We start from the raw sequence: 24,128 nt of genomic DNA on the forward strand, positions 1-24,128 counted from the left end.
TATTATACAAATATATATTAAATTTAGTAAAAAACAATCAGCATGAGCATTGAAAATAAAAATATTGTAAACCTAGATCTAAAAAAAGATCAAAAAATTTTAGATTTTAGTGATTTTCAAAAACAAAATATCAAGTTTGATATTGATAAATTACGAGAGGCATACAACCAAATTATTCAAACTAAAAAATTTGAAGATGGTGGGGGCATTGCCCACTTTGGAGCTATTTCTTTGACACAAATTCCTGGTGATCCAGACTCTGTAAAGGGAAGTAAAGCCAGAGGTGTTTATTGGACAAAACCAGATAAGTCAGGCAAAGAAGTGTCAAGAGATGTTTCAATTGATGAAGCTGCTTATTCAGAATTTATACCTGACTATGAAAATACATACTTTAAAGAAGTATTTGATGCGCTTTCTTCAAAATACAAATTAGGTAGAATTAGAATTTTATTAAAGGAGCCAAGATCAACATTGAGTTGGCACAGAGATCCAGAACCAAGATTACATATACCTTTAATTACAAACCCAGGCTGTTTAATGGTTATAGACAATGTTGCAAAACACATGCCTGCAGATGGATCCGTATGGGTCACTAACAATACAAAATATCATAATGCTTTTAATGGTGGAGAAGAAAATAGAGTCCACCTAGTTGCATGTGTTTTAGATTATAAGTTTAACTAGATTGAAAAAAATATTTTTATCATCAGATCACGCTGGTTATAAGTTAAAAGAATTCATTAAACTTCATTTTGATAAAAAAAAAATTAAATATACAGACCTAGGTCCTTTTAATGAAGATAGAGTCGACTATCCAGATTATGCCCATAAAGTTGCTAAAAAGGTTAAAACCAAAAAAAACTATTTTGGCATATTAGTTTGTGGCTCTGGTATGGGGATGAATATTGCAGCAAATAGACATAAAAATGTACGTGCTGCACAATGTTTCAATTTAAGATCTACAAAATTATCAAGATTGCATAATGATGCAAATATCATTACATTAGGATCTAGATTACTTAGTAAAAAAAATGCTTTAAACTATGTGACTATTTTTTTAAATACAAAGTTTGAAGGAGGAAGACACACAAAAAGAATTAAAAAGATTTAATTATGTCTAGTGAAAAAAATTATTTAAACGAGAATTATAAAAGTTTTTTTGAAGATAGTTTATCTATAGCTGACCCAGAACTTCATAAAGCGATCACAGATGAATTAAAAAGACAACAACAACACGTTGAACTAATTGCATCTGAAAATATTGTATCACAAGCCGTTTTAGAAGCACAAGGTTCTGTCCTAACAAATAAATATGCAGAAGGATATCCTGGAAAAAGATATTATAATGGGTGTGAACACGTTGATGTTGCAGAAAACTTGGCTATAGAAAGATTAAAAAAAATATTTAGCTGTAAATTTGCTAATGCACAACCACATTCTGGTGCTCAAGCAAATGGAGCTGTATTTTTAGCTCTATTAAATCCAGGTGATACATTTATGGGAATGAGTTTGAATTCTGGTGGACACATTACTCATGGATTAAAAATTTCAATGTCAGGTAAATGGTTTAATCCAATAGGTTATGATGTTGATAAACAATCTGAATTGATTGATTATGATAATGTAGAAAAACTTGCATTAGAGCATAAACCAAAACTTATAATTTGTGGAGGTAGTGCTTATTCTAGAGTTATTAATTTTAAGAGATTTAGAGAGATTGCAGATAAAGTAGGTGCATATCTAATGGTAGATATGGCTCATTTTTCTGGTTTGGTTGCTGGTAAAGGTTATCCCAATCCCTGTGAGTATGCACATGTAGTTACTTCAACAACTCATAAAGTTTTTAGAAGTGCAAGAGGTGGAATTATTTTAACTAATTATGAAGACTTAGCAAAAAAATTTAACACAGCAGTTTTTCCTGGTTATCAAGGCGGACCATTGATGCACGTTATTGCGGCTAAGGCAGCTGGTTTTTTGGAGGCACTGAAACCAGATTTTAAAGATTATATTAAATCAGTTTTAGCTAATGCAAAAATTTTATCAGAGACACTTAAAAACAATGGTTTTAAGATTTATTCTGGTGGAACTGATACACACTTAATGTTGGTTGATCTAAGACCTTTTAACGTTAAAGGTAATTTGACTGCCGAAAGCCTTTCCAAGGCAAATATTACTTGTAATAAAAATGGAATACCTTTTGACACAGAAAAACCAATGATCACATCAGGTATAAGACTAGGAACACAAGCTGCTACTACAAGAGGTTTTGGGCTAAAGGAATTTGAAAAAGTAGGCGAATTAATAACTAAAGTTGTTAAAGGATTGTCCGAAAACCCTGATGACAATAGTAAAATAGAGGAAGAAGTTAGAAATGAAGTTATAGAGCTTACATCTTCCTTTCCAATATATAAAAACTTCAAATAATGATTTGTTCAATTTGTAAAAAAGGTGAAACTTCAGTTGTTGACTCAAGACCTACAGAGGATGGTACAGCAATTAGACGTAGGAGACTATGTGTGTGTGGAGCTAGATTTACTACATTTGAGAGAGTTCAATATAGAGAAATAATGGTTATTAAAAAAAACGGAAGAAAATCCTCTTTTGATAGAGATAAGTTATCAAAATCAATTTATATAGCTCTTAAAAAAAGACCAATAGATACCGAGACTACTGAAAAATTTATAAGCAAAATATCACGGGCACTTGAAGAACTTGGTCAAAGCGAAATATCATCAAACACAATTGGAACCATGGTTATGGAAGGTTTAAAGGAGCTTGACCCTGTGGCATACGTAAGATTTGCTTCTGTATATCGAAATTTTAGAGAAGAAAAAGATTTTGTACAATTCGTGGACAAATTAGATGTCTACAAAAAAAGATAAATTTACCAAAAAAGACAAAACGTATATGGAACTGGCATTAAATTTGGCTAGGGCTCGACACGGGCATACAGGAATAAATCCTTCGGTAGGATGTGTAATAGTTAAAAATGATAAAATAATTTCGATAGGTCAAACTAATTACAATGGTAGACCACATGCAGAATATAATGCAATTATTAACTCTGATGAGAATTTAACAGATTCAAAAATGTATGTAACACTTGAACCATGTAATCATTATGGAAAAACTCCTCCTTGTACAAATTTAATTATTAAAAAAAAGATAAAAGAAGTTATTTATTCAATAGATGATATTGATAAAAAAGTTAAAGGAAAAAGTTTTAAAATTTTAAAATCTAAAAATATTATTGTTAAAAAAGGTTTACTTAAAAAAGATGTAGGTAATTTTTATTTAACTTATTTTTTTAATAGGAAAAATAAATTACCTTTTGTTACCGGTAAGATTGCTACATCAAAAAATAATGTAATTTATAACAACAAATCAAAAAGAATTACTGATAAGCATTCAGATAAGTTGACACATTTTTTAAGGTATAAAAATGACGCTATAATGATTTCTTATAAAACTTTAAATAAAGATAATCCAAAATTAAATTGTAGATTAAGTGGTTTAGAAAAATTTTCACCAAAAAGAATAATTTTAGATAATAATTTAAACACAAAAATAGATTCATATATATTTAATACAGCCGATAAAGAAAACACGATTATTTTTTACAACAATGCCAATAAACATAAAATTACTTTATTTAAAAAAAAAGGTATAAAATTGATTAAATCAAAATTAACTAAAATAAAATATTTTGATTTAAAAATAGTTCTTAAAAAGCTTTATAGAATTGGAATTAGAAATATTTTAGTTGAAGGTGGTAATGGTTTATCGGGAAGTTTTTTAAAAAATAAACTTCTAAATCAATTTTATTTATTTAAAAGTCCTAAAATTTTGACAAAATCTGTACCTTATAAAGACTTTGATCATTCTAAACATTTGATACATAATTATAGAATTAAATCTAAGATTAGTAATAAATTAACTAAAGATACAATAACTTTATATAAAAATTAAATATGTTTAATGGAATAATTTTTAACCAAGGTATAATCAAAAAAATTATCAAAAGAGATAAAGGTAGCAATATATTTATAAATTCAAATTTAAAACTAACTAAAAAAAATGTTGGTGTTTCAGTTTCTTCTGATGGTGTTTGCTTAACGTTAATAGCAGTCAAGAATAAATTAATGGAATTTTATTTATCTGATGAAACAATACAGAGATCAAAATTTAAATTTTTAAAAATTGATGATAAGATTAACCTCGAATTACCAATAAAATACGGCCAAAAAATATCTGGCCATATATGCCAAGGTCATGTTGATACTATTGGTAAAATTTATGCTATAAAAAAAATTGATAAATCCTACTTGTTTGATTTTGAAATAATTAAAAAAGAAAGAAAAAACCTAATAGAAAAAGCCTCTATTTGTATTAACGGAATTTCTCTAACTATTTCAAAAGTAACCAAAAAAGGTTTTCAAGTTTGGGTAATTCCACACACTTTTAAAATTACAAATTTATCTACATTAAGGAAAAATAGCCTAGTCAATATAGAGATAGATATCCTGTCTAAATACGTTAGAAACTATTTTAATGAAAAAAAATAATTACGCATCAATAGAAAGCATAATTAATACTGCAAAAAAGGGTGGTATGTTCATTTTAGTTGACGATGAAAAAAGAGAAAATGAAGGTGATTTAATAATTTCAACTACAGACTCAAATGCTAAAAATATAAATTTTATGGCCAAATATGGTCGTGGATTAATTTGTCTTGCATTAAATAGTATTCAAGCAAAAAAACTAAATCTATCCTTAATGTCACCAATAAATCAATCAAGAAATAAAACTGCTTTCACAATTTCTATAGAAGCAAAAAAAGGAATAACAACTGGGATCTCAGCTAAAGACAGAGCTAAAACAATTAAAATTGCATCAAGAAAAAATGTAAACAAAAAAGATATTGTATCCCCAGGACATATTTTTCCTATTATTGCAAAAGATGGTGGTGTTTTAGTTAGAGCTGGTCACACAGAAGCTTCTGTAGATATTTCAAAACTTGCAAAAAAAAATAATTCAGCAGTTATTTGTGAAATAATGAATGAAGATGGCACTATGGCCAAAGGTCAAGATTTATTTAATTTTGCAAAAAAACATAATCTAAAAATTGGTAAAATTGAAGATCTTATCGCATATCGTTTAAAAAAAGAGAAATTAATTAAACTAAAAAAACAATCTGATATTGAGGTAAAAAATCAAAAATATAAAATTAGAATTTATGAAAATCTTTTAGATGGATCAGAGCATTTTGCGTTAATTAAGGGCAATATTAAAAAAGGGATAGTACCAAGAGTTAGAGTAATTTCGTCAAATGTAGTTCAAAATTATTTAATTAATCAACAATTGCCTAATTCGTTCAATAAAACATTAAATTATTTTAAAAAATTTAATAATTGTGTTTTAGTATTTATCAAGGATACAAATTTAAAATCTGTTACTCAAACACTTAAAGATTATAAAAATAAAAATTTTTATAAAAAAGGTAATGATAAACTTATAAGAAATTATGGCATTGGTGCTCAAATAATCAAAGATTTAAAGATTAAAAATATGATATTAATTACCAAATCTCCTAAAAAAGTTATTGGTTTAGAGGGTTATGATATAAAGATTACAAAACAAGAAATAATTTAATGAAAAAAAAATACTTAATAGTAATTGCAGATTATTACAAAGATATATCAAAAGGGCTGCTTAAAAGTGCTAAGGATCTATTGCCGAAAACAAGTTTAATTAAAGTAATTAATGTTCCTGGTGTCTTTGAAATACCAATAACAATTTCAAAAAATATTAAAAGACATGATGGTTTTTTAGCACTTGGGTGTGTTATAAAGGGTCAAACACCACATTTTGATTTTATCTCAAAAGCATCTATAGACGCAATAATGAAATTAGCTGTGGAAAATAAGAAACCAATTGGAAATGGAATTATTACTTGTTTAAATATGAAGCAAGCAATAGCCAGAAAGAAAAAAGGTAGAGAAGCAGCTGAAGCTGTAATATCTGTTCTTTCACAAAAATAATGAGAACACATTATAACCCAAACCAAAGTCCAAGAGTAATTATTATACAAAAACTTTATGGTAAATTTTTTAACAATGATGCCGACTTAACATTTTCAAAACATCGATTTAAAAAATTTATTAAAGATGTTGTTTTAGGTACTATTGAAAGAGATGAGCTAATTCAAGAAGAAGTTAAAAACTATTTAAGTGACGATTTGCAATTAACAAATTTAGATAAAGTTTTTCAAGTAATTATAAAATCGGCAATATTTGAATTTTTGTATAAACCCAAAGTTCCAACTAAAATTATTATTAAAGAATATCTTGATGCTTCAAATTTTTTTATAGAAGATGGACAAACTAAATATTTGAATGCAATATTAGATAAAATAGCTAAAAAAATTAGAACAACCAATGCATGAATTTGATTTAATAAAAAATTATTTTCAAAAGCTTTCTAAAAAATCTCCAAGCTCTTTAAATTTAAATGACGATGTTTTTTTTGATAAAAAAAATAGATTAGTTGTTTCTGTTGACACATATACTGAAGGCAATCATTTTATTGATTTTAAAAAACCTGATCTAGTTATTAAAAAGATAATTAGATCATCAATTTCAGATTTGATTTGTAAAGGTGTGGAGCCTAAATATTATTTTATTTCAGGATCCGGTAATAAAAAAAGTTTTTCTAAATTAAATTTATCAAAAATTAGTAAATCACTTAATCAAGAGCAAAATAAATATAGAATTTTTCTAAGTGGTGGTGATACTGTGTTTTCAAACAAGCTAAGTTTTACAATTACATCAATTGGTTTTGCTAATAAAATTGTTTATAGAAATAAAGCTAAAATTAATGATGATATTTATGTTTCGGGAAATTTAGGTGATAGTTATTTAGGATTATTGGTTTTAAAGAATAAAATTAAACTCAATTATTTAATGAAAAAATATTTTATTAATCAATATTTTATGCCAAACATTCAATCAAAATTAACAAGACACATTATAAGCTTTGCTAATACTTCGATTGATATATCGGATGGACTTTTAGCAGATCTTGATAAGTTGATTAAAATGCAAAAATTATCATTCAAACTTGATTTAAAAAAAATACCAATTTCTAATAACTTAAAAAAAATACTAAATTTTAATAAGTTATCTAAAATTAACTGTATTTCTAATGGTGATGATTATCAGGTTTTATTTACAGCTTCTAAAAATAAGAGAAGAATCATTAGAAATATATCTTCTTATTATAAAATTAAACTCACTCAAATTGGATCAATTGAAAATTATGCTAATAAATCAGCTATTATTGATGAAAAAAACAACATAATTACCATTAAAAACAAGGGTTATTTACATAAGTTTTAAAAAGTTAAATATTGCCTTTTATAGCTTTTTTTGTATTGTCCGGACTTTAGACAATAAAAATTTAACAACCAAACAACCAAACAACCAAAAAGGCATTATGAACACATCAGTGGAAACAATTTTACTTTATACAATAGCAGCAGGATTTCTTTCAATCGTTTATGGTTTTTTTACTGGTAAAAATATTCTTAATTCAAGTGCGGGTAATTCAAAAATGCAAGAAATTGCATCTGCAATCCAAATTGGAGCTAAAGCTTATTTAACAAGACAATACAAAACAATAGCTGTGGTTGGCGTTGTTGTTTTGGTTATTATATGCTTCGTATTTAGTCCACTGGTTGGCCTAGGTTATTTTGTAGGAGCAACATTATCTGGTATAGCAGGCTATGTTGGTATGTTAGTTTCTGTTCAAGCTAATGTAAGAACTGCTGAAGCTTCTAGAAAAGGTTTAGCGAATGGTCTTTCTGTTGCATTTAAATCTGGTGCCGTTACCGGAATGCTTGTTGCTGGTTTAGCTTTATTAGCTATAGCAGTCTATTATTATATTTTATTAAAATTTGGTATTGCTGATAGAGAAGTTGTTAATGCATTAGTTGCATTAGGGTTTGGTGCTTCTCTTATTTCTATTTTTGCTAGATTAGGTGGTGGAATTTTTACTAAAGGTGCTGATGTTGGTGCAGATTTAGTTGGTAAAGTAGAAGCGGGAATTCCTGAAGATGATCCTAGAAACCCAGCGGTAATTGCTGATAATGTAGGAGATAACGTTGGTGACTGTGCAGGTATGGCAGCTGATTTATTTGAAACTTATGCTGTGACTATTGTTGCAACAATGGTTTTATCTTCAATATTTTTTGTTGGTGATATGAATATGATGATCTACCCTTTATCTATTGGTGGAGCTTGTATTTTAACATCAATCTTAGGAACATTTTTTGTTAAACTTGGTAAAAGTAAAAATGTTATGAATGCTTTATATAAAGGGTTTGTTGTTTCTGCTGTTACTTCACTAATAATTTTATACCCAGTAACAGATTATGTTATTGGTTTAGATACAGTTTTTACTACTGAACCTGACAAAGCTGAACCTAAATACTTCACTGGTATGAGTTTATATTACTGTGGAATAATTGGTTTAGTTATTACTGGTTTATTAATTTGGATTACTGAATACTACACTGGAACTGAATACAGACCAGTGAGAAGTATTGCAAAATCGTCAACTACAGGACATGGAACAAATGTTATTCAAGGTTTAGCTGTTTCTATGGAGGCTACAGCGATTCCAGCATTAATTATTGTTGCTGGAATTTTAGCCACAAATTCAATAGCTGGTCTTTATGGTATTGCAATCTCTGTTACTACGATGCTAGCTTTAGCAGGAATGGTTGTTGCTCTTGACGCATACGGTCCAGTTACTGATAATGCTGGTGGTATTGCTGAAATGGCTAAATTACCAAACAGTGTTAGAAAAACTACTGATGCTTTAGATGCTGTTGGGAATACTACTAAAGCAGTTACTAAAGGTTACGCAATTGGTTCTGCTGGCTTAGGTGCATTAGTTTTATTTGCTGCATACGTTGAAGATATTAAACATTTTTCAGGTGTAGCTGGATCTAAATTAGAAGGGATAGTTGTTACCTTCGATCTAACTAATCCTTATGTTGTTGTTGGTTTATTAATTGGTGGAATGCTTCCATATTTATTTGGATCGATGGGAATGCAAGCTGTTGGAAGAGCGGGTGGTGCTGTTGTTGTTGAAGTTAGAAGACAATTTAAGAAGTACCCTGGTATTATGAAGGGTAAACAAAAGCCTGATTATGCTAAACTTGTAGATTTACTTACACTAGCAGCAATAAGAGAAATGGTTATACCTTCTTTATTACCAGTTTTATCTCCGATCGTTTTATATTTTGTTATTCTTTCAATAGGTGGACAAGCTGAAGCTTTAGCTTCTGTTGGTGCCATGTTATTAGGTGTAATTATTACTGGACTATTTGTTGCTGTTTCAATGACAGCAGGAGGTGGCGCATGGGATAACGCTAAAAAGTATATTGAAGATGGTCATCATGGTGGAAAAGGTTCTGAGGCTCATAAAGCTGCAGTTACTGGTGACACTGTTGGAGATCCATACAAAGATACAGCGGGTCCAGCTGTTAACCCAATGATTAAAATTACTAATATTGTAGCACTATTGTTATTAGCAGTTATTGCTGGATAATAACTATATTTGTTTGCTTTGATGTTAAAATGATTTGATTACTTATTACTATTAATTTTTTTTCTTAACGTATACATGAAATCATATAAGAAAGATTTTTTACTATAACTCATATCTGTAAAGCTTTCCTCAAATGTTATTTCATTCATATCATTTTTGTTTATAAACGTTTTTTTTTCCAAAATACCCAATGTATTAATCTCTAGTACCAAAACATTATTTTTAATCAAAGTTTTTTTACCCAGTTTTAAAAACTTAGATGAGCTAGTTGATCTCTCAATATAGATCCATATATCGTTATCAAAGTTTCCTTTTGTAGAAGGAGGGCCTAATAATTTAATTATATCATTTTTATTTGAAGTATTTTCAGAAAGTGTAGTATGTTTATTTTCTAAAAAATGAACTCCATGATTTTTTATAACTTTATTTAAATTACATGCTGAAACAAAAAAAAATAAAAATATTAAAAATAAATTTTTCATGAATAAAAACTATATTAATATTTACAACAATTTAGTAAATTTAACTAGAAATAAAGATTTATATAAAGGTTTTAAAAATAAAGACACTTTTTCTGATAGGTTGATATTTTTTCTACTACATTTTGCTTTTTTTTTAAAAATTTATAAAGAAAATAATAAAAAAGAACTATTACAAGAAATTTATGATTACATTTTTAGACAAATTGAACTGAGTGTTAGAGAAATTGGTTATGGTGATCAATCAATCAACAAAAAAATGAAAGATTATTTAAATTTACTTTATGCCATGATCGATAAAATTCATAATTGGGATGATTTAAATAAAGAATCAAAAAACGAAGTTCTATCAATTTTTGTAGATAACGTTGAAAATACTTATTATTTAACGGAATATTTTGAAAAATTTGAGGTTATTTTGTTAAATAATACTTTAAATTCATTTATAAAAGGTGTAATTAAACATTAATTTTATTATGGCTGTACCAAAACGTAAACAATCCCCGTCACGAACTGGAATGAGAAGATCTCAGAATATGAAGTTTTCATCTAAGAATGTTGTTGAAGATAAAAAATCAGGTGAATTTAGACTTTCTCACCATCTTGATCTTAAAACTGGTATGTATAAAGGCAGACAAGTTTTAGATCCTAAGGAATAACAATTCCGTATCAAAATGAATAAAATAATCAAAATTGCAGTTGATGCAATGGGTGGAGATGGTTCACCAAAAAAAGTTATTGATGGGATTATTCATCATTTTAAAAACAATCAAAACTCATTTTATCAAATTTTTGGAAACAAAGATGAAATATTAAAATGTCTTAATGGAAATTTACCAAACACTGCTTTTGACCTCATCCATACTGAAGATACGGTAAAAGGTACAGATAGTCCATTAGAAGGAGCAAAAAGAGGAAAAAATACAAGTATGTGGCTCGCAATCCAAAGTGTTAAAGAAAAAAAATCAGACATAGTTATATCTGCAGGTAATACAGGCGCCCTTTTAGTTATTTCAAAACTTAATCTTAGAATGATTGAAAATATAGACAAACCTGCTCTATCTGCTTTATGGCCAAATAAAAAAGGTATGAGTGTTGTTTTAGATTTAGGTGCAAATATTGAATGTAGTCCAAAAAATTTAATTGATTTTTCAATAATGGGATCTTCGTTATTTAAATCATTATATCCGGATGAGATTGCTAAGGTAGCCTTGTTAAATATTGGTTCTGAAGAAATTAAAGGTAACGAAATAATTAAGGAAACATATCAAAAATTAACGCAAACAAAAAATCAAGATTTTGAATTTAAGGGATTTATTGAAGGAAACCAACTAATGAACGGCGATGTTAATGTTATTGTTGCAGATGGTTTTACAGGAAATGTTGCCTTAAAAACTGCAGAAGGAACTGCAAACTTTATTACAAGTGAATTAAAAAAAGCAATGACAGGTAATTTAGTTGGAAAAATTTCTTCATTATTAAATATTATAAATTTAAAAAAATTTAAAGCAAGACTAGATCCAAGATTATATAATGGGGCAATATTTATTGGCCTAGATTCTCCGGTAATTAAAAGCCATGGTGGCACAGATTACATCGGATTTTCTAACTCATTAAGTGTTTGCACTAGAATAATAAGTGGAGATTTAATACAAAAAATAAGAAATAATATTAATTAATGACCAGAATCAATCTTACTAAAAAAGATCTAGTTAATACAATTTACATGCAGATAGGATTTTCAAAGAGTATTTCAGAAAATTTGATTGAAGATTTTTTATCAACAATTTTTGAGAATTTAAAGAATGAAAAAAAACTTAAATTATCAAAATTTGGTACATTTTCTATTAGAATGAAAAAAAGTAGAGTAGGCAGAAATCCTAAAACTAAAGAAAAAAAAATTATATCAAATAGAGATGTTGTTTTATTTAAAGCTTCAAAAGAATTCAAAGATTTGGTAAATTCCAATAATGATCATTAAGAGTAATAAAGCCTATAAGTCTATAGGAGAGGTTGCTAAAATTCTCAATCTAATTAATAAAAAAAAAGGAACTCTTAATACTCATACAATTCGTTTTTGGGAAAAAAAATTTAAACAAATTAAGCCAAATATCTTAAACGGTAATAGACGATATTATAGTAATGATACAATAGAAGTGCTAAAAAAAGTCAAATATCTTCTTAAAGATCAAGGAATGACAATTAATGGAGCTAAAAAAGTTCTTAATTCAGACAAATCATTAAAACTTGACGTATTACCAAATAATTCTATAAATGCTGACTATAGTATAAAAAATAAACTTAAAAAAATATCAGGGTTAATAAAACAATTAAAAAAAATAAAATAAAATGGCAAAAAAAACTCATGTTAAAGTTAGATTAGTACCAGAAGCAAAACCTGACAGTCCTTTTTTTTATTATGTTAAAAAACCTGCTGGCGGTGAAAAAGCTAAAGTAAAACTTTCTGCTAAAAAATATAATCCATCTACAAGAAAACACGAAATGTTTGTAGAGAAAAAATTACCCCCACATAGTAAATAGTATTATTTTTTTTTAAAATTTCTTTTTTCATAATCAATAAACGACCAAATCATATTTTTCCAAATTCTATTAGTTATTTTTGGGTCTATATTTGATTTTATTGATTTTTTTTTAATTTTTTTAAGTATAAAATCTATTCTTTTTTGATCAATTATTTCATTTTTGTAAATTTTTACTTTCAGAACTTCATTTACTAAATTAGATCTTTTTTTTATTAATTTAAGCAAATTATCATCAAGTCTATCAAGCTTAACTCGTAATAAATCTAATTTTTTTTTATTTGTAGGCGACATTTATTCAATTGGTTATTAAGATAAGTATTATAAGTATAATTTATGTTTGTAAACAGTGACAACTATATAAAATATTTAAAGCTATGGCTAATAACTTTATTTTTATTAATTATTTTAATGGTTGCAGTAGGTGGCCTTACTAGATTAACTGATTCTGGTTTATCTATTACTGCATGGGAGCTTTTTACTGGGATACTTCCCCCATTAAATGTTAATGATTGGAATTTTTATTTTTCACAATACAAAAAGATCCCAGAATATCAAAATATTAACTACGATATGACATTAAGTGAATTCAAAATAATTTTTTATTGGGAGTATGCACACAGATTATTAGCAAGATTTGTTGGTTTGTTTTCATTAATACCATTAATTTTTTTTAGTTTAACGTTTAAAGACTCAAAATATTATTCAAATAAATATTATTTGATATTTTTTCTTGTATGTCTTCAGGGATTTATTGGATGGTATATGGTTTCAAGTGGTTTAATTGAAAATAATGATGTTAGTCATTTTAGATTAAGTGTACATTTATCCTTAGCTTTATTAATTTTAAGTCTAATTTTTTGGTTCATACTAGACATTTTCAAAGTTAAAAGATTCCATGAAAAAATTTCTAATTTATTATTATTATTCATACTTTTATTAATTGTTATACAAATCATATTAGGTGCTTTTTTGTCTGGGCTAGATGGTGGTCTTATATATAACTCTTGGCCAGATATGAATGGAAGTTTTTTTCCTAATGACGTTAAATTTAATGATATAATAAATTCTCAATTATTAAGTAACCCTTCTATTATCCAATTTTTACATAGATCAACAGCTTATTTACTTATATTTTTTATTATGATTTTGAATTATTTTTATATTAGACAAAAACATGATTTTAAATATTTATTATTTTTTGATGTTGTTATCTTGATTCAAATTTTTTTAGGAATAATAACTTTGATTTCTGGTGTAGAAATCAAATACGCATCACTACACCAGTTAGGCTCAATATTAGTTTTGAGCACTTACATTTTGATACTATATAAAAACTCTAACTAACAGCCTTTAATTTTTTTTTTGAAGAGTTTTCTAATGCTTGATCCAAGTCATCGATAATGTCATCAATATGTTCTAAGCCAATACACAATCTAACATACCCTGGTGTAACACCAGCAGCTGCCAATTCATCTTCAGTTAACTGGCTGTGAGTTGTTGATGCTGGATGAATTGCTAAGCTCCTTGCATCACCAATATTAGCAACATGGTAGAACATTTTTAAAGACTCTATAAATCTTTTTCCTGCTTCAATGCCTTCAGCTAATTCAATGCCAACTAAAGCACCATTTCCACCTTTAAGGTATTTTTTAGCTCTTTTATTAATTTCATCATTATGTTCAGTAGAATAAATGACTTTTTTTACTGCCTTATGTTTTTTTAAATAATCAACAACTTTAGAGGCATTTTCACAATGTTGTTTCATTCTTAAAGCCACAGTTTCTAATCCCTGTATTACTCCAAAAGCATTATCAGGAGATAATGCAGATCCAAGATCTCTTAAAATTGTTACTCTTGCTCTTACTGCAAAAGAAACATTTGCTCCTGTTAATTCTGGAACTGCTTTACCCCAGACCACACCACCATAACTAGCATCAGGTTCATTAAATAATGGTTGTCTTTTAGGGTCTGCTGTCCAATCAAAATTACCACCATCAACTAAAGCGCCACCTACAACAGTACCATGTCCAGCTATATATTTGGTAAGCGAATAAACTACTACAGCAGCACCATGTTCTATTGGCTTACAAATCACGGGTGCAGCTGTGTTATCTACTATTAATGGTATGTTATATTTTTTTCCAATGTCTGATACTTCTTTAATTGGAAAAACTCTTAAATATGGATTTGGCAAAGTTTCTCCATAAAAAGCTCTTGTCTTATCATCTATCGCTTTTTCAAAATTTTTTGGATCAGATGGATCAGCGTATCTAACTTCAATTCCAAGTTTACTCAAAGTGTGAGTAAACAAAGATACAGTTCCACCATATAAATCAGTAGAGCTTACTATATTATCTCCAGCTTGAGCTACGTTTAAAACTGCAAAAGTCGATGCTGTTTGGCCAGATGATACAGATAAACTTGCTAAACCTCCTTCAAGAGCCGCAAGCCTCTTTTCTAAAACATCATTTGTTGGATTCATGATTCTTGTGTAAATATTCCCAAACTCTTTTAAAGCGAATAAATTAGCAGCATGCTCAGTGCTATCGAATTGATATGATGTAGTTCTGTAGATAGGAACTGCTACAGCATTTGTTGTAGGATCGCTTCTATAGTCTCCACCATGAATTGCAATAGTTTCTGGGTTATTTCTTTTTGTACTCATCTCTATACTCCTTTTTTAGTACTTTAGCTTTATGCAAGGCGTACAATATAGCTCAAATGCACCTACCGATAATGTGGTTTAAAAATCCTTTTTAGCAAAATACAGCCTGCAATAGGAACAAATCGGCTTAATCAAACTATCATTTAAGTAAGGTTTTGCAAGCTAAATATAAAATTGACTTTACATCTAATAATAGTATTAATCCACGCACAATGACTAAATTTCTTAAAAGTAGTGAACTAAATAGCAACTGGTTCGAAATTGATGCAACAAATGCCGTGGTTGGAAGACTAGCATCAATTATTGCCATGATTGTTAAAGGGAAAAATAAAACCACATACACTCCTCATATGGACGATGGCGACTTTGTTGTTGTTAAAAATGTTGAGCAAGCGAAATTTACTGGAAAAAAATTTAAAGACAAAAAATACTACAGACACACTGGTCACCCCGGAGGAATTAAAGAAATAACTCCTGAAAAATTATTGGAAAAAAATAAACCTGGAGAATCTTTGAAATTAGCAATTAAAAGAATGTTACCCGGTGGAGTTCTTGGAAGAAAACAATTAACCAAAGTTAAAATTTATGCTGGAGAAGAACATCCTCATGCAGCTCAAAACCCTAAAATTTTAGATTTAGGTAAATTAAACCCTAAGAATTTAATTAGAAATTAATATGGAACAATCAGCAGCTAAAATTACTACAAAAAAACCTAAAATTAAATTAGATTTCACAGATAGTAAGTATGCGACTGGCAGAAGAAAAAAATCTATTGCAAAAATTTGGGTTAAAAAAGGAACTGGTAAAATTTATGTAAATGGCAGAACTATGGATGATTACTTCACGAGTGGTGCTCATAAAATGCAAATTACAAGACCATTTGAAATTATAAACCAAGCAACTAGTTTTGATGTAAGATGTAGCGTTACTGGTGGTGGTCACACAGGTCAAGCTGGTGCCATGGTTCATGGCATCGCTAAAGCATTAATTTTATTTGATTCAGAGAATAGATCCGTTCTTAAGACTGAAAAGCTAAATACTAGAGATTCTAGGTCAGTTGAAAGAAAGAAACCTGGCCGTAGAAAAGCCAGAAGAAGCTTCCAATTCTCGAAAAGATAATTCTTTTTTAATACTAAACTGTTATAATAAAAAATGCCTAAGATTAATGTTTTAGTTGCTGGATCAACTGGTTATATTGGTGTTCAATTAATTAAATTATTAGTTAAACACAGCGATGTTAAAATTAGATATCTTTGTGGAAATACATCTGTTGGAAAAAAAATCTCAAGTTATGAAAAATCAATAAGTGCGAAAAAACTACCAAGTATTATTAGGTACAAGAAATCTCTTTTGAAAAATGTTGATCTTATTTTTACTGCTTTACCTAATGGTGAAGCACAAAATATTTCCAACGATTTACTTGAGCACAATGTGTTAATTGATTTAGCTGCTGATTTTAGACTTGATAAAGCTTCAAATTATTTAAAGTGGTATAAGCAAAAGCATAGATCAGTTAAAAATATTAAAAAGTCAATCTATTCATTGCCAGAAATAAACGGAGACAAAGTTAAAAAATTTAATATTATTGGATGTCCTGGATGTTACCCTACATCGATACTTTTGCCACTAATTCCTTTAGTTGAAAAAAACTTAATAAAATTAGATAATATAATTATAGATTCTAAATCTGGTTATTCTGGAGCAGGTAGAGGGGTGCATAAAAAATATAAAGATAAAAATCTTTACAAGTCCTTAAGTGCATATGGTGTTGGTTTTCACCGACATAATTCTGAAATTCAGCAAGAAATTAATAAATACACAAAAAAAAAATTTTCTTTTACTTTTACTCCTCATTTATCACCAATGTTTAGAGGAATACTGAGCACAATTTATTTAGATCTAAATAAAGGTGTAAAAATTAAAAAATTAGAAAAAACATTGAATACTAGATATTCTAAAAGTAGATTCGTTAAAATTTTGAAAACAAATTCTTTGTTAAGTACAAATGACGTAATTAACACAAATAATTGCGCTATAGTAATCTGCAAAACAAAGTATAAAAATAGTGTTATTATCTTATCTGTTATTGATAACTTAATAAAAGGTGGAGCAGGTCAAGCTATACAAAATATGAATTTAAAATTTAATTTTCCTAAAAATAGAGGTTTTTAGTGAAAAAATTATTTTTATTTTTATTTTTAACATCATGTGCTTCACCAAGTTCAAATTATAATACTAAAAATGAAGTTTTAAATTTTGATAAAAACTTAACTTTTAATGAATTTACTGAATTGATCATTACATATTCTCAAATAAATCCTTACCCAAATATAGATAATTAAATTATGAAAAATAATATTAATATTGCTGTAATTGGACTAGGACAAGTTGGCATTTATTTATATCATGAATTAAATATTAAAAAAAAAGATATTGAACTTAAAACTGGAAAAAAAATCAATGTTGTTGCTATTTCTGCAAGAAGTATTTCTAAAAAAAGAAGATTTAAAGTAAATAAAAAAATTTTTTATAAGAATCCATTAGAAATATTTAAAAAAACTAAAGTTGATATCTTATTTGAAGCTATTGGTTTATCTGATGGAATATCTAAAAAAGTTGTGGAAACTGCTTTGAAAAACAAGATACACGTAATCACCCCCAATAAAGCACTTATATCTAAACATGGTGATTATTTAGGAAAAATTGCTGAGGATAATAATGTTAACTTAGAATTTGAAGCATCTGTTGCTGGTGGTATTCCTATATTAAGAACTATTAAAGAAGGTCTTGCTACCAACAAAATATTTAAAGTATATGGGATTCTAAATGGTACTTCTAATTATATTCTTTCTGAAATGAGAGATTCTAAAGATAGTTTTGCAAATGTTTTAAAAAAGGCTCAAAAATTAGGTTACGCAGAACCTGGCAACCCTAAATTAGATTTAAATGGTTTTGATGCATTTGCTAAAGTTAGAATATTATCTGCTCTTGCATTTAATACTAAAATTTCAAAGTATAAATGTTTAGTGGAAGGAATTGAAAAAATTGAATTGAAAGATATAGAAATAGCTAGCCAATTAAATTTACGTATTAAGTTGCTTGGTATATCTGAAATTATAAATGGTAGATTATTTGAAACTGTACACCCATGTCTTGTAAGTAAAAATTCTTATATTGGTAATGTTTCTGGTGTAATGAATGCTGTTATACTTGAAGGAAAACCAGTTGGTGAAAGTATCTTACAGGGTGAGGGTGCTGGACCTGGACCCACGTCTTCATCATTACTATCCGATTTACTTTCAATATTGAAAGATGATATTAAAAAGCCTTTTGGTATACCTAATAATAAACGTAAATCTATTAAATGTTATAATGTTAATAATTATACAAACTCTTTGTATTTACGATTTGAAGTTAAAGATAAACCAGGTGTTTTATCTAAGATTACTAACAGGTTGGCTAAATATAAAATTTCAGTAAAAAGATTAATTCAAACACCTGATAAAAAAAATAATAAAGCTACAGTTGTTATTATTACTCATAAAACCAATGAACTTAATTCAAAAAATTGTCTTTCAATTTTCAAAAAAGATAAAGATATTCTTAATTATCCTACATTAATAAGAATATATAATTAATGGATTTATATTCCAAAATATTTGAAGTCTTATTTCCTGTTTTTTTTGTTATTGGTATTGGTTATTACTTAGGGAAAAAAAATCCAAAAATAGACACTAATTTTATAACTGATTTTGCTGGAAATATTGGTACACCTGCAATGATTTTTTATACTGTAACTACCACTGGTGTTACTTTTTCAGTTTTTACTTCCTACTTCTTTTATGCTTTAATTATGATTGGGGGCTTTTCCATTGTTGGTTTAATACTACTTTTTATTTTGAAAAGAGATCTTAGTATGGAGCTACCACCTATGATCTTACCAAATACTGGTAATATGGGAATTCCTATCTGCCTTTTTGCTTATGGGACCCAAGGACTAGGAATAGCATCAGCTGTTGCTTCAGTTATAATTTTGTTTCACTTTACATTAGGTGTTTTTCTTGCTAATAAAAAATTTTCTTTTGATGTGGTTCTTAAAAGTCCTCCTGTTTATGCAATAATAATTTCAGTCTTATTTCTTTATTTTAATTTAGACGTTCCAGTATTTCTTGAAAACACTACTTTTCTTTTGACATATGCAACTATTTTTTTAGTTTTAATGTCTCTTGGCATAGCCCTAACAAGGTTTAAGTTTTCTTTAAAACACTCAATTATATTAGCCCTAGGACGTGTTCTTTTGGGTCCAATAATATGTATTCTTATAATTAACAAACTCGATTTGAGTGGTTTTGCAGCGGGTGTTTTATTAATACAAAGTGCAATGCCCAGTGCTGTGTTAAATTATCTTGTAGGATCGATGTATTCTCCAAAAAAAATTGTTGATAATATCGCCAGTACAATTGTAACATCAACATTGATGTCTTTTATTACTATTCCGATAGTAGTATTCTTTGCTTTAAAATACTTCAATTAAACTGTATCTATTGGCTTATGAAAGCCATTATTTTTAGCTTATTAGGTTGGATGATGCTTCCAGTAATGGATGGTTTTGCAAAATATTTAAGTGCTGATCTTCCAGTTTTACAAATTACATGGGCTAGATATTTTTTTACAGTAGCTTTTACGCTACCCGTAATGTTTTTTTTTTATAACAAACAACTCGTATGGTCTGATAAACCCAAATTACAAATTCTAAGAGGTCTAATCTTGCTTTGTGCAAACATTTGTTTTTTCTATGCAATATCAATAATTCCTTTAGCTAAAGCTTTAACGTTAGCTTTTGTTGCTCCATTAATAGTTACTGCGTTTTCACCGATGTTATTAGGTGAGAAGGTAGGTGTAAGGCGTTGGACAGCTGTAATAATTGGATTTATAGGCTCATTGGTTGTTATTAGACCAGGTTTTCTTGAAATTAATCTTGCTAGTTTAGCTGCTTTAGGAACAGGTATAATGTATGGGTTTTATCTTATAATTACTCGTAAATTAAGCACATCAGATAACCCTTTATTGACTCTATTATTGACTGGGTTAGTTGGATTGGTTGCCGTTTCAGGTATAATGCCATTTGTATGGATTGATCCTAGCCCTTCTCAGTGGTCTATGATGGCTGGAATAGGGATCTTTGCATGTATTGGTCACCTATTCCTTATATTATCTCTAAAATATGCTGATGCTTCTAAATTAGCTCCTTTAGGTTACACCGAGATCATTCCTAACGTGATTATTGGATACTATTTCTTTGGTAACTTCCCTGATAATTGGACTTTTCTCGGTTTAGCTATAATTGTCATTAGTGGAATTTATATCTCTAGAAGAGAAGCTACTGTAAAGAGCCTTTAATAATAGACAACAAATATTTACTATTACTTAATCCTATACATTAATTTATAATGCTAAATTATTGTAATTATTTATTTTTTTTAATATAAAATATTAGTATAATTTTACAAATAATTACAAATCTTCAAGATAATGAAATTAAATTTTCTTAAATTTTAACAGAATAAAATAATTTAAAGTTCCTTTATAGATAAAATAAGGTAAATAAAAAAAAGTATTTAATACCAACGTTTCTAGACACTATGGAAATATTAAAAATTTATAATTTTTTTTGGATATAGGGTGGGGGTCTAAAAACCCTTTAAAATAGGGCTTTTTAGCCACTGTCAAAAAGTGTTGATATTATTGACTAGTAGAGCAATGCAGTCTGAGAATATACCTTTTAAAGCTCCATAGAGTACCTTATTTTGCTTGATTGGTCGTTTGCAGTACAACTGAAGGATGCATTATCTAATTTATGTTTATTTATAGTAATATCAGTTAAAAGTATTTATTACCAACGTTTTTAGAAGGTTTAATAGGTTAAATATACTATTTTATGAAGACCTTTTCAGATCTCAATAAATGGCGTTTTTGTCGAATTCCACCTTTTCCAGAGTATCCGCCGAGACTTCCATCTGACCTGATTACTCGATGACAGGGTATTTTAGGTGGATAGGGATTTTTACCCACTGCATTAGCAACAGCTCTGAATGCCTTAGGTTTTTTAATAGCTTTAGCAACCTCCAGGTAGGTCTTAACTTTGCCTTTAGGTATTTTCCTCAAGTAATTCCACACTTTTAGCTGAAATTTAGTTCCCTTTAAGTTCATAGAGTTCAAATCCTGTGTTATTGGCTATTTTATCGTATAATTTCTTAGCATTTTCATTGGAAGAGTGGGTGATCCAACGAACTCCTTGCCAATTATTGGCTTTAGATAAGGATTTTAGATGACTAATAAGTTTTTGAGCTATTTTTTGGCCTCTAAAATCTGGTTCTACAAACAAATCGTCTAAAAACCCAATATATTGACCTTTAATTGGTCTTGGCATTGTTCTATAATGAGCAATACCAACAATTTTACCCTCTAATTCAAAGCAAAGTCCATTAACATCATGGCTTTCATCGTGAATCCACTTCCAAAGAGTGTCTAAAATCCCAGTATTCATTGGTACTTTGTAGAAATTGGCATAACCATTGTATAATTTAGCCCAATTTTCCTTATCTTTTTGCTCTAATTTTCTAATCATAAACTTTAATAGTTCTTTTTAAACTGTTGATAAATATGATTATTTTATTTTTATACAAAGAGTTCTTGAAATTAAATTATGAAAACCTTGTTTTCTTGAAGTGAAACCTATCATGAAAAAACCTATAAAAACTATAAATGCAGAAATAACAGTTAGGTAAAAATTACCAGTAGTCCTCCAAAACCCTATTTTAGCATGATTTTCGTCAGTAATCTTAATATCCAGCGCCCTCATTCCAAACGTAGCTTGTTTTGTTGATGAATGTTGTATAGCAAAATAAAGCCATGTAACAAATAAGCTTAAAATCCACCCAATAATAGGTATAAAAATTAAAATAACCTCAATAACTATCAATATTATTAAATCAATAATTCCAGCTAAAAACCTTTGCCAAAACCCTGCGTAAATTTGATTTTTAAAGAGTTTTTTGTAAGGATTTTTTTTTATCAATATAAGACAAAGGATCAGAGCTAGCAAAGGTGGAGTTAATCCTAATAACAATATTACTATCATCCAAATTCCAATCTCCATATTTTAAGATTAATTTAATTGACAAGTAAAATCTATTAGTATATTACTAACGATAATTAATGGTTATCAATAGTAATTTATATGAATGATATAATAACAGACATTAAAGCAATTAAAGAGGAAACTTTATTAAATCTTAAAAATTCTAAAGCAATTAATACAGTAAGAGCTTATAAATCAGATTTTAGTGACTTTGAATTGTTCTGTATTAAGAATGGTTTTAAATCTCTTCCATCAGATCCTAAAATAGTTTCTTTATACTTAACATATTTATCCACAAAAGACGCTAAAATGAGTACATTAAAACGTAGATTAGTATCAATATCAGTCATTCATAAGCTAAAAGGTTATTATCTGGATACAAAACATCCATCCATAGTTGAAAATATTATGGGTATAAAAAGAAGAAAAGGCAGCATTCAATTAAGTAAAAAACCAATATTAATCAATGGTTTAAAAGAGTTAATTAATGTTATAGATACACAAAAAAAACAAGAAATCAAGAAATTGAGAGATAGAACTATAATACTAATTGGCTTTTCTGGAGGATTTAGAAGAAACGAGATAGTTTCATTGAATTACGAAGATTTAGATTTTGTTCCAGAGGGCCTTAAGATAAAACTTAGAAGGTCTAAAACAGACCAATTTGGTGAAGGCTCAATAAAAGCACTACCCTACTTTGATAGTCTTCAATATTGTCCAGTAGTATCGTTAAAAAAATGGATGGAGATTTCAAATATAACCACAGGACCAGTATTCAGGAGATTTACCAAAGGGTCAAAGTTGTCAGAATATAGATTAACCGATCAAACAGTAGCATTACTAATTAAAGAATATTTAAAATTGGCAGGCATAGATAATAAAAATTATTCAGGGCATAGTTTGAGATCAGGATTTGCAACGTCAGCTGCTGAGTCAGGCGCAGAAGAAAGAAGTATTATGGCAATGACAGGACATAAGTCAACGGAAATGGTTAGAAGATACATTAAGGAAGCTAATTTGTTTAAAAATAATGCTTTAAACAAGATTAAATTTTAACTTTTAAAAAATAGTTCTTTAAAAGTTTGATTTTTATTTTTATCCTTGTCAGATAAAAGGGGATTTTTAATATGCCAATTAATATTTAAATGAGGATCATTCCAAGCAAGCGTTCTTTCATATTTTTGATTCCTATAATTCGAACATTTGTAATTAATAGTGCATGATTTTGACAAACATAAAAAACCATGAGCAAAATTTTCAGGTATAAAAAAAGAAAAATCATCATCTTGATTAATTATAATAGAAAAATATTTACCAAAAGTTTTAGAGTTTTTTCTTAGATCTACAGCAACATCAAGAATTTTACCATGAGTTACAGTAATTAATTTTGCTTGAGAGTATTTGCTTTGAAAATGTAACCCACGAAGAACATTTTTTTTAGAATAAGACATTACATCAAAAGGTAAATTTTTATTCAAAACATCTTTCCTAAAAGTTTCTTTTAAAAACCCCCTTTTATCTTTAAAAACTTGTGATTTAAGAATAAGTAAATCAGGTATTTTTGTTTTAATCAATTTCATTTAGATTATTTTAATAACTTATCTTTATAAGAATTGCTAATAAAATTTACGATATGTTAAAAATCTAAAAGGAAGTAATAAATATTGATTATATGTAGAAAATTA

General features: G+C 28.1%; 33 protein-coding genes and 1 riboswitch. Of the genes, 26 read left to right on the plus strand and 7 right to left on the minus strand.

Translation table 11 applies throughout. The features are described 5' to 3' along the window. Nucleotides 1-42: 42 nt before the first annotated feature. The 11 genes from ABXT56_RS02915 to ABXT56_RS02965 all read left to right on the plus strand — a co-directional run bounded on the left by ABXT56_RS02915 (nt 43) and on the right by ABXT56_RS02965 (nt 9,615). On the plus strand, nt 43-684 hold the full coding sequence (locus ABXT56_RS02915) for an aspartyl/asparaginyl beta-hydroxylase domain-containing protein (RefSeq protein WP_415301110.1): 642 nt from the start codon (nt 43-45) through the stop codon (nt 682-684). Between the two features lies 1 nt (nt 685). Next, nucleotides 686-1,111 carry a ribose 5-phosphate isomerase B gene (gene rpiB, locus ABXT56_RS02920; RefSeq protein WP_415301112.1) on the plus strand — a complete coding sequence of 142 codons (426 nt, stop codon included), beginning with the start codon at nt 686-688 and terminating at the stop codon, nt 1,109-1,111. A gap of 2 nt (nt 1,112-1,113) precedes the next feature. Next, nucleotides 1,114-2,424, plus strand: a complete 1,311-nt coding sequence (gene glyA / locus ABXT56_RS02925) for a serine hydroxymethyltransferase (RefSeq protein ID WP_415301114.1) — start codon at nt 1,114-1,116, stop codon at nt 2,422-2,424. After that, nucleotides 2,424-2,882: a transcriptional regulator NrdR gene (nrdR, locus tag ABXT56_RS02930; RefSeq protein ID WP_415301116.1), complete on the plus strand. Its 459-nt coding sequence runs from the start codon at nt 2,424-2,426 to the stop codon at nt 2,880-2,882. The genes glyA and nrdR overlap by 1 nt, the downstream gene beginning before the upstream one ends. After that, nucleotides 2,863-3,969: a bifunctional diaminohydroxyphosphoribosylaminopyrimidine deaminase/5-amino-6-(5-phosphoribosylamino)uracil reductase RibD gene (gene ribD / locus ABXT56_RS02935; RefSeq protein ID WP_415301117.1), complete on the plus strand. Its 1,107-nt coding sequence runs from the start codon at nt 2,863-2,865 to the stop codon at nt 3,967-3,969. Before nrdR ends, ribD begins: the two co-directional genes overlap by 20 nt. Nucleotides 3,970-3,971: 2 nt before the next feature. Then, complete coding sequence (locus tag ABXT56_RS02940) at nt 3,972-4,565, plus strand: riboflavin synthase (RefSeq protein ID WP_415301119.1); 594 nt, start codon at nt 3,972-3,974, stop codon at nt 4,563-4,565. Further along, nucleotides 4,552-5,652 (plus strand): 3,4-dihydroxy-2-butanone-4-phosphate synthase, encoded by a 1,101-nt coding sequence (gene ribB / locus ABXT56_RS02945; RefSeq protein ID WP_415301121.1) that lies wholly within the window; start codon nt 4,552-4,554, stop codon nt 5,650-5,652. Before ABXT56_RS02940 ends, ribB begins: the two co-directional genes overlap by 14 nt. Next, a complete protein-coding gene (ribH, locus tag ABXT56_RS02950; protein ID WP_415301123.1) occupies nt 5,652-6,041 on the plus strand; it encodes a 6,7-dimethyl-8-ribityllumazine synthase in 390 nt (129 codons plus the stop codon). Before ribB ends, ribH begins: the two co-directional genes overlap by 1 nt. Beyond that, nucleotides 6,041-6,445, plus strand: a complete 405-nt coding sequence (locus tag ABXT56_RS02955; RefSeq protein WP_415301125.1) for a transcription antitermination factor NusB — start codon at nt 6,041-6,043, stop codon at nt 6,443-6,445. The genes ribH and ABXT56_RS02955 overlap by 1 nt, the downstream gene beginning before the upstream one ends. Next, the gene (gene thiL / locus ABXT56_RS02960) at nt 6,438-7,397 is read left to right on the plus strand and encodes a thiamine-phosphate kinase (protein ID WP_415301126.1); all 960 of its coding nucleotides are present in this window, start codon (nt 6,438-6,440) and stop codon (nt 7,395-7,397) included. Before ABXT56_RS02955 ends, thiL begins: the two co-directional genes overlap by 8 nt. Before the next feature lie 97 nt (nt 7,398-7,494). Then, nucleotides 7,495-9,615, plus strand: a complete 2,121-nt coding sequence (locus ABXT56_RS02965) for a sodium-translocating pyrophosphatase (RefSeq protein WP_415301127.1) — start codon at nt 7,495-7,497, stop codon at nt 9,613-9,615. Nucleotides 9,616-9,653: 38 nt separating this feature from the next. Here the strand turns inward: ABXT56_RS02965 and ABXT56_RS02970 are convergent, their stop codons facing one another. Further along, on the minus strand, nt 9,654-10,097 hold the full coding sequence (locus ABXT56_RS02970) for a hypothetical protein (protein ID WP_415301129.1): 444 nt from the start codon (nt 10,095-10,097) through the stop codon (nt 9,654-9,656). On the opposite strand from ABXT56_RS02970, the gene ABXT56_RS02975 reads away from it, so the two are divergent. Genes ABXT56_RS02975 through ABXT56_RS03000 form a run of 6 tightly spaced genes read left to right on the plus strand, consistent with a single transcriptional unit; the run spans nt 10,096 to nt 12,635 of the window. Further along, nucleotides 10,096-10,563, plus strand: a complete 468-nt coding sequence (locus tag ABXT56_RS02975) for a ubiquinol-cytochrome C chaperone family protein (protein ID WP_415301131.1) — start codon at nt 10,096-10,098, stop codon at nt 10,561-10,563. The two genes, ABXT56_RS02970 and ABXT56_RS02975, sit on opposite strands and share 2 nt — an antisense overlap. Before the next feature lie 7 nt (nt 10,564-10,570). Next, nucleotides 10,571-10,753, plus strand: a complete 183-nt coding sequence (rpmF, locus tag ABXT56_RS02980) for a 50S ribosomal protein L32 (protein ID WP_415301133.1) — start codon at nt 10,571-10,573, stop codon at nt 10,751-10,753. Nucleotides 10,754-10,768: 15 nt separating this feature from the next. Continuing rightward, nucleotides 10,769-11,773, plus strand: a complete 1,005-nt coding sequence (plsX, locus tag ABXT56_RS02985) for a phosphate acyltransferase PlsX (protein WP_415301135.1) — start codon at nt 10,769-10,771, stop codon at nt 11,771-11,773. Next, the gene (locus ABXT56_RS02990) at nt 11,773-12,075 is read left to right on the plus strand and encodes an integration host factor subunit alpha (RefSeq protein ID WP_415301136.1); all 303 of its coding nucleotides are present in this window, start codon (nt 11,773-11,775) and stop codon (nt 12,073-12,075) included. Before plsX ends, ABXT56_RS02990 begins: the two co-directional genes overlap by 1 nt. Next, nucleotides 12,065-12,442, plus strand: a complete 378-nt coding sequence (locus ABXT56_RS02995) for a MerR family transcriptional regulator (RefSeq protein ID WP_415301138.1) — start codon at nt 12,065-12,067, stop codon at nt 12,440-12,442. Before ABXT56_RS02990 ends, ABXT56_RS02995 begins: the two co-directional genes overlap by 11 nt. A 1-nt stretch (nt 12,443) precedes the next feature. Next, nucleotides 12,444-12,635 (plus strand): 50S ribosomal protein L33, encoded by a 192-nt coding sequence (locus ABXT56_RS03000; protein ID WP_006996892.1) that lies wholly within the window; start codon nt 12,444-12,446, stop codon nt 12,633-12,635. A 2-nt stretch (nt 12,636-12,637) separates the two neighbouring features. Here the strand turns inward: ABXT56_RS03000 and ABXT56_RS03005 are convergent, their stop codons facing one another. Continuing rightward, on the minus strand, nt 12,638-12,928 hold the full coding sequence (locus ABXT56_RS03005; RefSeq protein WP_415301140.1) for a chorismate mutase: 291 nt from the start codon (nt 12,926-12,928) through the stop codon (nt 12,638-12,640). 42 nt (nt 12,929-12,970) lie between these two features. Between ABXT56_RS03005 and ABXT56_RS03010 the strand changes: the two genes are divergently transcribed. Further along, nucleotides 12,971-13,981, plus strand: a complete 1,011-nt coding sequence (locus tag ABXT56_RS03010) for a COX15/CtaA family protein (protein ID WP_415301142.1) — start codon at nt 12,971-12,973, stop codon at nt 13,979-13,981. Here ABXT56_RS03010 and ABXT56_RS03015 read toward each other — a convergent pair. After that, the gene (locus ABXT56_RS03015; RefSeq protein WP_415301144.1) at nt 13,974-15,302 is read right to left on the minus strand and encodes an O-acetylhomoserine aminocarboxypropyltransferase/cysteine synthase family protein; all 1,329 of its coding nucleotides are present in this window, start codon (nt 15,300-15,302) and stop codon (nt 13,974-13,976) included. The two genes, ABXT56_RS03010 and ABXT56_RS03015, sit on opposite strands and share 8 nt — an antisense overlap. Nucleotides 15,303-15,306: 4 nt before the next feature. Then, nucleotides 15,307-15,375, minus strand: a riboswitch (SAM riboswitch). A 139-nt stretch (nt 15,376-15,514) separates the two neighbouring features. On the opposite strand from ABXT56_RS03015, the gene rplM reads away from it, so the two are divergent. From rplM to ABXT56_RS03050, 7 genes are read left to right on the plus strand one after another with little or no spacing between them, the layout of a single operon-like run. Beyond that, a complete protein-coding gene (gene rplM / locus ABXT56_RS03020) occupies nt 15,515-15,976 on the plus strand; it encodes a 50S ribosomal protein L13 (protein ID WP_415301145.1) in 462 nt (153 codons plus the stop codon). Nucleotide 15,977: 1 nt separating this feature from the next. After that, on the plus strand, nt 15,978-16,421 hold the full coding sequence (gene rpsI, locus ABXT56_RS03025) for a 30S ribosomal protein S9 (protein WP_415301147.1): 444 nt from the start codon (nt 15,978-15,980) through the stop codon (nt 16,419-16,421). Nucleotides 16,422-16,454: 33 nt separating this feature from the next. Continuing rightward, nucleotides 16,455-17,474, plus strand: a complete 1,020-nt coding sequence (argC, locus tag ABXT56_RS03030; protein ID WP_415301149.1) for an N-acetyl-gamma-glutamyl-phosphate reductase — start codon at nt 16,455-16,457, stop codon at nt 17,472-17,474. After that, complete coding sequence (locus tag ABXT56_RS03035) at nt 17,474-17,644, plus strand: hypothetical protein (protein ID WP_415301151.1); 171 nt, start codon at nt 17,474-17,476, stop codon at nt 17,642-17,644. Before argC ends, ABXT56_RS03035 begins: the two co-directional genes overlap by 1 nt. A gap of 3 nt (nt 17,645-17,647) precedes the next feature. Next, the gene (locus ABXT56_RS03040) at nt 17,648-18,940 is read left to right on the plus strand and encodes a homoserine dehydrogenase (RefSeq protein WP_415301152.1); all 1,293 of its coding nucleotides are present in this window, start codon (nt 17,648-17,650) and stop codon (nt 18,938-18,940) included. After that, complete coding sequence (locus ABXT56_RS03045; RefSeq protein ID WP_415301154.1) at nt 18,940-19,836, plus strand: AEC family transporter; 897 nt, start codon at nt 18,940-18,942, stop codon at nt 19,834-19,836. Before ABXT56_RS03040 ends, ABXT56_RS03045 begins: the two co-directional genes overlap by 1 nt. 17 nt (nt 19,837-19,853) lie before the next feature. After that, nucleotides 19,854-20,702 (plus strand): DMT family transporter, encoded by an 849-nt coding sequence (locus tag ABXT56_RS03050; RefSeq protein WP_415301156.1) that lies wholly within the window; start codon nt 19,854-19,856, stop codon nt 20,700-20,702. 531 nt (nt 20,703-21,233) lie between these two features. Here ABXT56_RS03050 and ABXT56_RS03055 read toward each other — a convergent pair. The 3 genes from ABXT56_RS03055 to ABXT56_RS03065 are packed head-to-tail and all read right to left on the minus strand — an operon-like array spanning nt 21,234 to nt 22,461. Then, entirely contained in the window at nt 21,234-21,512 is a 279-nt protein-coding gene (locus tag ABXT56_RS03055) for a methylated-DNA--[protein]-cysteine S-methyltransferase (protein WP_415301158.1), read from the minus strand. Continuing rightward, on the minus strand, nt 21,493-21,930 hold the full coding sequence (locus tag ABXT56_RS03060; protein ID WP_415301160.1) for a GNAT family N-acetyltransferase: 438 nt from the start codon (nt 21,928-21,930) through the stop codon (nt 21,493-21,495). Before ABXT56_RS03060 ends, ABXT56_RS03055 begins: the two co-directional genes overlap by 20 nt. A 39-nt stretch (nt 21,931-21,969) precedes the next feature. After that, nucleotides 21,970-22,461, minus strand: a complete 492-nt coding sequence (locus ABXT56_RS03065) for an RDD family protein (RefSeq protein WP_415301162.1) — start codon at nt 22,459-22,461, stop codon at nt 21,970-21,972. An 81-nt stretch (nt 22,462-22,542) separates the two neighbouring features. Between ABXT56_RS03065 and ABXT56_RS03070 the strand changes: the two genes are divergently transcribed. Then, nucleotides 22,543-23,499, plus strand: a complete 957-nt coding sequence (locus ABXT56_RS03070) for a site-specific integrase (RefSeq protein ID WP_415301164.1) — start codon at nt 22,543-22,545, stop codon at nt 23,497-23,499. Here ABXT56_RS03070 and rfbC read toward each other — a convergent pair. Then, on the minus strand, nt 23,496-24,023 hold the full coding sequence (rfbC, locus tag ABXT56_RS03075; RefSeq protein WP_415301166.1) for a dTDP-4-dehydrorhamnose 3,5-epimerase: 528 nt from the start codon (nt 24,021-24,023) through the stop codon (nt 23,496-23,498). The two genes, ABXT56_RS03070 and rfbC, sit on opposite strands and share 4 nt — an antisense overlap. Nucleotides 24,024-24,128 lie beyond the last annotated feature (105 nt).

Source organism: Candidatus Pelagibacter sp. Uisw_134_02 (genome assembly GCF_047720265.1).
Classification (GTDB): Bacteria; Pseudomonadota; Alphaproteobacteria; order Pelagibacterales; family Pelagibacteraceae; genus Pelagibacter.

Excerpts from the sequence above, each read along its gene's own strand:
- ABXT56_RS03065 (WP_415301162.1), bottom strand. The coding sequence starts at position 22,461 with ATGGAGATTGGAATTTGGATGATAGTAATATTGTTATTAGGATTAACT.
- ABXT56_RS03070 (WP_415301164.1), top strand. The coding sequence starts at position 22,543 with ATGAATGATATAATAACAGACATTAAAGCAATTAAAGAGGAAACTTTA.
- ABXT56_RS03055 (WP_415301158.1), bottom strand. The coding sequence starts at position 21,512 with ATGAACTTAAAGGGAACTAAATTTCAGCTAAAAGTGTGGAATTACTTG.
- ABXT56_RS02915 (WP_415301110.1), top strand. The coding sequence starts at position 43 with ATGAGCATTGAAAATAAAAATATTGTAAACCTAGATCTAAAAAAAGAT.
- ribD (WP_415301117.1), top strand. The coding sequence starts at position 2,863 with ATGTCTACAAAAAAAGATAAATTTACCAAAAAAGACAAAACGTATATG.
- ABXT56_RS02990 (WP_415301136.1), top strand. The coding sequence starts at position 11,773 with ATGACCAGAATCAATCTTACTAAAAAAGATCTAGTTAATACAATTTAC.
- ABXT56_RS03005 (WP_415301140.1), bottom strand. The coding sequence starts at position 12,928 with ATGTCGCCTACAAATAAAAAAAAATTAGATTTATTACGAGTTAAGCTT.
- ABXT56_RS02940 (WP_415301119.1), top strand. The coding sequence starts at position 3,972 with ATGTTTAATGGAATAATTTTTAACCAAGGTATAATCAAAAAAATTATC.
- plsX (WP_415301135.1), top strand. The coding sequence starts at position 10,769 with ATGAATAAAATAATCAAAATTGCAGTTGATGCAATGGGTGGAGATGGT.
- ABXT56_RS02970 (WP_415301129.1), bottom strand. The coding sequence starts at position 10,097 with ATGAAAAATTTATTTTTAATATTTTTATTTTTTTTTGTTTCAGCATGT.
- nrdR (WP_415301116.1), top strand. The coding sequence starts at position 2,424 with ATGATTTGTTCAATTTGTAAAAAAGGTGAAACTTCAGTTGTTGACTCA.
- ABXT56_RS03015 (WP_415301144.1), bottom strand. The coding sequence starts at position 15,302 with ATGAGTACAAAAAGAAATAACCCAGAAACTATTGCAATTCATGGTGGA.
- ABXT56_RS03010 (WP_415301142.1), top strand. The coding sequence starts at position 12,971 with ATGTTTGTAAACAGTGACAACTATATAAAATATTTAAAGCTATGGCTA.
- ABXT56_RS02995 (WP_415301138.1), top strand. The coding sequence starts at position 12,065 with ATGATCATTAAGAGTAATAAAGCCTATAAGTCTATAGGAGAGGTTGCT.
- ABXT56_RS02975 (WP_415301131.1), top strand. The coding sequence starts at position 10,096 with ATGAATAAAAACTATATTAATATTTACAACAATTTAGTAAATTTAACT.
- glyA (WP_415301114.1), top strand. The coding sequence starts at position 1,114 with ATGTCTAGTGAAAAAAATTATTTAAACGAGAATTATAAAAGTTTTTTT.
- ABXT56_RS03000 (WP_006996892.1), top strand. The coding sequence starts at position 12,444 with ATGGCAAAAAAAACTCATGTTAAAGTTAGATTAGTACCAGAAGCAAAA.
- rplM (WP_415301145.1), top strand. The coding sequence starts at position 15,515 with ATGACTAAATTTCTTAAAAGTAGTGAACTAAATAGCAACTGGTTCGAA.
- ABXT56_RS03060 (WP_415301160.1), bottom strand. The coding sequence starts at position 21,930 with ATGATTAGAAAATTAGAGCAAAAAGATAAGGAAAATTGGGCTAAATTA.
- ABXT56_RS02965 (WP_415301127.1), top strand. The coding sequence starts at position 7,495 with ATGAACACATCAGTGGAAACAATTTTACTTTATACAATAGCAGCAGGA.
- ABXT56_RS03050 (WP_415301156.1), top strand. The coding sequence starts at position 19,854 with ATGAAAGCCATTATTTTTAGCTTATTAGGTTGGATGATGCTTCCAGTA.
- ABXT56_RS03040 (WP_415301152.1), top strand. The coding sequence starts at position 17,648 with ATGAAAAATAATATTAATATTGCTGTAATTGGACTAGGACAAGTTGGC.
- thiL (WP_415301126.1), top strand. The coding sequence starts at position 6,438 with ATGCATGAATTTGATTTAATAAAAAATTATTTTCAAAAGCTTTCTAAA.
- rpsI (WP_415301147.1), top strand. The coding sequence starts at position 15,978 with ATGGAACAATCAGCAGCTAAAATTACTACAAAAAAACCTAAAATTAAA.
- ribH (WP_415301123.1), top strand. The coding sequence starts at position 5,652 with ATGAAAAAAAAATACTTAATAGTAATTGCAGATTATTACAAAGATATA.
- rpmF (WP_415301133.1), top strand. The coding sequence starts at position 10,571 with ATGGCTGTACCAAAACGTAAACAATCCCCGTCACGAACTGGAATGAGA.
- ABXT56_RS03045 (WP_415301154.1), top strand. The coding sequence starts at position 18,940 with ATGGATTTATATTCCAAAATATTTGAAGTCTTATTTCCTGTTTTTTTT.
- argC (WP_415301149.1), top strand. The coding sequence starts at position 16,455 with ATGCCTAAGATTAATGTTTTAGTTGCTGGATCAACTGGTTATATTGGT.
- ribB (WP_415301121.1), top strand. The coding sequence starts at position 4,552 with ATGAAAAAAAATAATTACGCATCAATAGAAAGCATAATTAATACTGCA.
- rfbC (WP_415301166.1), bottom strand. The coding sequence starts at position 24,023 with ATGAAATTGATTAAAACAAAAATACCTGATTTACTTATTCTTAAATCA.
- ABXT56_RS02955 (WP_415301125.1), top strand. The coding sequence starts at position 6,041 with ATGAGAACACATTATAACCCAAACCAAAGTCCAAGAGTAATTATTATA.